The organism is Actinotalea sp. (genome assembly GCF_035443605.1).
Lineage (GTDB): Bacteria > Actinomycetota > Actinomycetes > Actinomycetales > Cellulomonadaceae > Actinotalea.
In genome coordinates, this window is record NZ_DAORSQ010000019.1 from 1 (window position 1) to 4,369 (window position 4,369).

Sequence of the window (4,369 nt, forward strand, 5' to 3'; positions counted from 1 at the left end):
CGGGCACACGACGCGCCGTCGTGCCCGTCTACTCGCTGATGGTCGCGACCGAGCCCCTGGCCCCCGAGGTCTGGGCGGCCATCGGCCTGCGGCACGGCGAGACCTTCACGGACCACCGCCACCTCATCGTCTACGGCCAGCGCACCGCGGACGACCGGCTCGCGTTCGGCGGCCGCGGCGCGCCGTACCACTGGGGCTCGGCGATCGACCCCTCGTTCGACCACGAGCCGGCGGTCTTCGCTGCCCTGGAGCGCACCCTGCTCGAGCTCTTCCCCGTGCTGCGGGGCACCAGGGTGACCCACCGCTGGGGCGGGCCGCTGGGCATCGCGCGGGACTGGCACGCCGGCGTCGGCCTGGACCGACGCACGGGTCTTGCCTGGGCCGGCGGGTACGTCGGGGACGGCGTGTCGACGACCAACCTCGCCGGCCGGACCCTGGCCGACCTGCTCACCGGTCAGGACACCACACTGACGCGCCTGCCGTGGGTGGGCCACCGGTCGCCGGCGTGGGAGCCGGAGCCGTTGCGTTGGCTGGGCGTCAACGCCGGGCTGCGCGCGATGACCCTGGCGGACACCGAGGAGCGGCTCACCGGCCGACCCAGCGTCATCGCGCGCGTCATGGCCCCGTTCCTGGGCCACTGACGGTGCCGAGGTGAGCTTCGGGATCCTCGCCCTCGTCGGCACGGCCGCCCTGCTGGGGCCGCTGCTCGCCCTGCCGCACCGCTGGCGCCTGCCGGTCGTGGTCGGTGAGCTGGCCGCCGGCATCGTGCTCGGTCCGATGCTCACCGACCTCCTGACGCCGAGCGACCCGACCGTCACCTTCCTCGCCGACGTCGGGTTCGCGCTCGTCATGTTCGTCGCGGGCTCGCACGTGCCGGTGGGCGACGCACGGCTGCGCGGTGCGCTGCCGGTCGGGCTGCTCCGCGCGGCGCTCGTCGGTGCGGCGTCGGTGCCGGTCGCCGTGGTCATGGCGAGGGTCTCCGGTACCGGCCACGCTGCGCTCTACACGGTGCTCCTGGCGTCCTCGTCCGCCGCGCTCGTCCTGCCGATCGGCGAGTCCCTGCACCTGCGCGGGCCCTCGTTCCTTGCGCTCCTGCCGCAGGTCGCGGTCGCGGACGCGGTCGGCATCGCGGCACTGCCGCTCGTCATCGACCCCGCGCAGGCGGCCACGTCCGCCGTGGGCGCGATCGTCGTCGTCGCGGGCGCCGGGCTGCTCTTCGTGGTCCTGCGGGCGGTCGAGCGGCGCGGGTGGCGCAAGGCGATGCACGACGTGTCGCAGCGCCGCGGCTTCGCCCTGGAGCTGCGGGTCAACCTCGCGCTGCTCTTCACGCTTGCCGCCGTTGCGCAGGCCAGCCGGGTGTCGGTCATGCTCGCCGGTTTCTCGTTCGGGCTGGTGGTTGCCGCCGTCGGCGAGCCGCGGCGGCTCGTGCACCAGCTCTTCGCCGTCACCGAGGGCTTCTTCGGCCCGGTGTTCTTCGTCTGGCTGGGTGCGTCGCTCGACCTGCGGGCGCTGGCCGAGCGTCCCGCCCTCGTCGGCCTCGGCCTCGCCCTCGGGCTGGGCGCCGTGCTGACCCACCTCGTCCCTCGCCTGACCGGCCAGCCCGTCGCCGTCGGCGCGCTCGCCGCGGCCCAGCTCGGTGTGCCCGTCGCCGCGGCCGCGCTGGGCACCTCGACGGGGCTGCTCGACGCCGGTGAGCCGGCCGCCCTCATGCTCGGTGCGCTGCTCACCATCGCGGTCGCATCGGTCGCGGCCGAGCGCGTGCGGCGGGCCGAGCACGCCGCCGCCTGACGGCGCACCGCCGGACGTGCGGACCCGCGGACGGTCAGTGCCGCCCTGCGGGACGGGCGAGCACCTCGTGCGCCCGCGTGCGCGCCCACGCCTCGGCGGCGAGCACGCCCTCGAGCGTCAGCCCCGCCGGCGCGGCGGCGCCGTCGTGCTCGCCGAGCACGCGCTCGACGGTGTCCACGATGGCCGGGAAGCCGATCCGGCCATCGAGGAACGCCGCGACGCACTCCTCGTTGGCCGCGTTGTAGACCGCGGGATGGGTCGGCGACGCCGCGACGGCCGCACGGGCCAGCGCGACAGCGGGGAAGACGGCGTCGTCGAGCGGCTCGAACGTCCACGCGGTGGGCGACGACCAGTCGCACGGCGGGGTGACGGGGTCGAGCCGGTCCGGCCAGGACAGCCCCAGGGCGATCGGCAGGCGCATGTCGGGCGGGGAGGCCTGGGCGATCGTCGAGCCGTCGACGAACTCCACCATCGAGTGCACCACCGACTGCGGGTGGACCACCACGGTGATGTCGGACACGGGGACGTCGAACAGCAGGTGCGCCTCGATGAGCTCGAGGCCCTTGTTCATGAGGGTCGCCGAGTTGATCGTCACCACCGGGCCCATCGACCACGTGGGGTGCGCGAGCGCCTGGGCGGGGGTCACGGTCACGACCTCGTCGCGCGACCGGCCGCGGAACGGGCCGCCCGAGGCCGTGAGGATGATCCGGCGGACCTCGCCCCGCGCCCCGCCGCGCAGGCACTGGGCGATCGCGGAGTGCTCGGAGTCCACGGGGACGATCTGGTCCGGGCGCACCTGGGCCGCGCGGACGAGCGCACCGCCCACCACCAGGGACTCCTTGTTGGCCAGCGCGAGGGTGCTGCCCGCGGCCAGCGCGGCCAGGGTGGGGCGCAGGCCGACGGACCCCGTGATCCCGTTGAGCACCACGTCGGCGCCGCGTCCGGCGAGCTCTGCGACCCCCTGGGGCCCCACGAGCAGCTCGACACCGAGCCCGGCCAGCCCCCGCTCGGCCGCCACCAGCGTGATCTGCTCGAGCACCGCCGCGCCGGCCGCGCGGTCGGCGACGGCAACGGTCCGCGCACCGGTGGCGACCACCTGCTCGGCGAGCAGCCGCGGGTGGGCCCCGCCTGCGCTGAGGCCGATCACCTCGAACCGGTCGCCGTGCCGGGCCAGGACGTCGAGCGCCTGGGTGCCGATCGAGCCGGTGGAGCCGAGCAGGGTCACGGTGCGCCGCGCCGACGCGTTGGGGTGTGCCACAGGCGCATTCTCCCCCGCTGGCCCGCCTCCGTGCGATGATCGCGCCCATGGTCAACGACTCGCGTCTCGCATCCGGTGAGAGGGTCATCTTCTCCGCGCACTCCCACTGGAAGAACCTCGTCGGGCCCGTGCTCGTCACCCTCGCGGCCGTGGGTGCCGTGGTCTTCGGCCTGACCTGGCTGGTGCCGAGCCCCGAGGACCAGGCGTGGCAGCGCTGGACGATCCTCGCCGTCGCCACCCTCCTGACGCTGGTCTTCGGCCTGTGGCCGTTCCTTGGCTGGCTCGCGTCCACCGACACGCTGACCACGCGGCGCCTCATCAGCCGCCGTGGCGTGCTGTCCCGCGAGGGCAAGGACCTGCCGATCGACCGCGTGCAGTCCGTCAGCTACCGCCGCTCGGTGCTCGACCGCATGCTCGGCTGCGGAACGCTCATCGTGCAGACCGCCGGCGAGACGAGTGACGTCGAGCTGTACGACGTGGCGCACATCGAGCGGCGGATCCTGCAGGTCCAGGAGATCCTGCTCGACGAGCAGATCCCCGCCGAGGGCACCGTTGCACCGGGGAGCGCCGCACCGGAGCGACCCGCGAGGCCCGCTGGGCCCCCCGTGGCACCGGCGGACGGGGAGCCGACCGCCTGACGCCCGGCGTCGCGCCCCGACGGGCGCCGTGTCGGTGGGCTCGCCTAACGTGGAGGCACGGATCCACCACCCGCGAGGAGAGACCATGACCACCCTCGAGAACCGGCCCGGCACCGCCCTGCTCGTCGTCGACGTGCAGAACGACGTCGTCGGGGGCGCGCCGCACCGTGACACGGTGGTCGCCAACGTGGCCACCCTCGTCGACCGCGCGCGCGGCGACGGCGTCCCCGTCGTGTGGGTACGCCACTCCGACGATGGCCTGCCGCTGGGCACCGACGGCTGGCAGATCGTGCCGGAGCTGGTCCCCGGCGACGGCGAGCCGGTCGTCGACAAGTGCTACGGCGACTCCTTCGAGGACACCACGCTGGAGGGCGAGCTGGCGAGCAGGGGCGTCGGGCGGCTCCTCGTCGTCGGCGCGCAGACCGACGCGTGCATCCGCTCGACGCTGCACGGCGCCCTGGCCAGGGGCTACGACGCGACCCTCGTCAGCGACGCGCACACGACCGAGGACCTGACGCCGTGGGGCGCCCCGACGCCCGACCAGGTCATCGCGCACACCAACCTGTACTGGTCGAACCAGAGCGCGCCGGGTCGCACGGCCGGGACGGTCGCGACGGCCGACGTCGACTTCGGCCCGACGGCCTAGCGGGGCTCGTCCGGCTGGCCGTCCGGCTGGCCGTCCGGC

General features: G+C 75.0%; 5 protein-coding genes. 4 read left to right on the plus strand and 1 reads right to left on the minus strand.

Going from position 1 to position 4,369, the window contains the following annotated elements; all coding sequences use genetic code 11:
• The coding region (locus PKY62_RS03660; RefSeq protein WP_324534959.1) for an NAD(P)/FAD-dependent oxidoreductase at window positions 1–641 on the plus strand (641 nt) is incomplete at its 5' end.
• A 10-nt stretch (window positions 642–651) separates the two neighbouring features.
• Entirely contained in the window at window positions 652–1,788 is a 1,137-nt protein-coding gene (locus PKY62_RS03665) for a cation:proton antiporter (RefSeq protein WP_324534960.1), read from the plus strand.
• Between the two features lie 34 nt (window positions 1,789–1,822).
• Here the strand turns inward: PKY62_RS03665 and dxr are convergent, their stop codons facing one another.
• Entirely contained in the window at window positions 1,823–3,046 is a 1,224-nt protein-coding gene (gene dxr / locus PKY62_RS03670) for a 1-deoxy-D-xylulose-5-phosphate reductoisomerase (RefSeq protein WP_324534962.1), read from the minus strand.
• 47 nt (window positions 3,047–3,093) lie between these two features.
• On the opposite strand from dxr, the gene PKY62_RS03675 reads away from it, so the two are divergent.
• Together PKY62_RS03675 and PKY62_RS03680 are read left to right on the plus strand one after the other, a co-directional pair.
• A complete protein-coding gene (locus PKY62_RS03675; protein WP_324534964.1) occupies window positions 3,094–3,684 on the plus strand; it encodes a PH domain-containing protein in 591 nt (196 codons plus the stop codon).
• A gap of 85 nt (window positions 3,685–3,769) precedes the next feature.
• Window positions 3,770–4,330: a cysteine hydrolase family protein gene (locus tag PKY62_RS03680; RefSeq protein ID WP_324534966.1), complete on the plus strand. Its 561-nt coding sequence runs from the start codon at window positions 3,770–3,772 to the stop codon at window positions 4,328–4,330.
• Window positions 4,331–4,369: the final 39 nt, after the last annotated feature.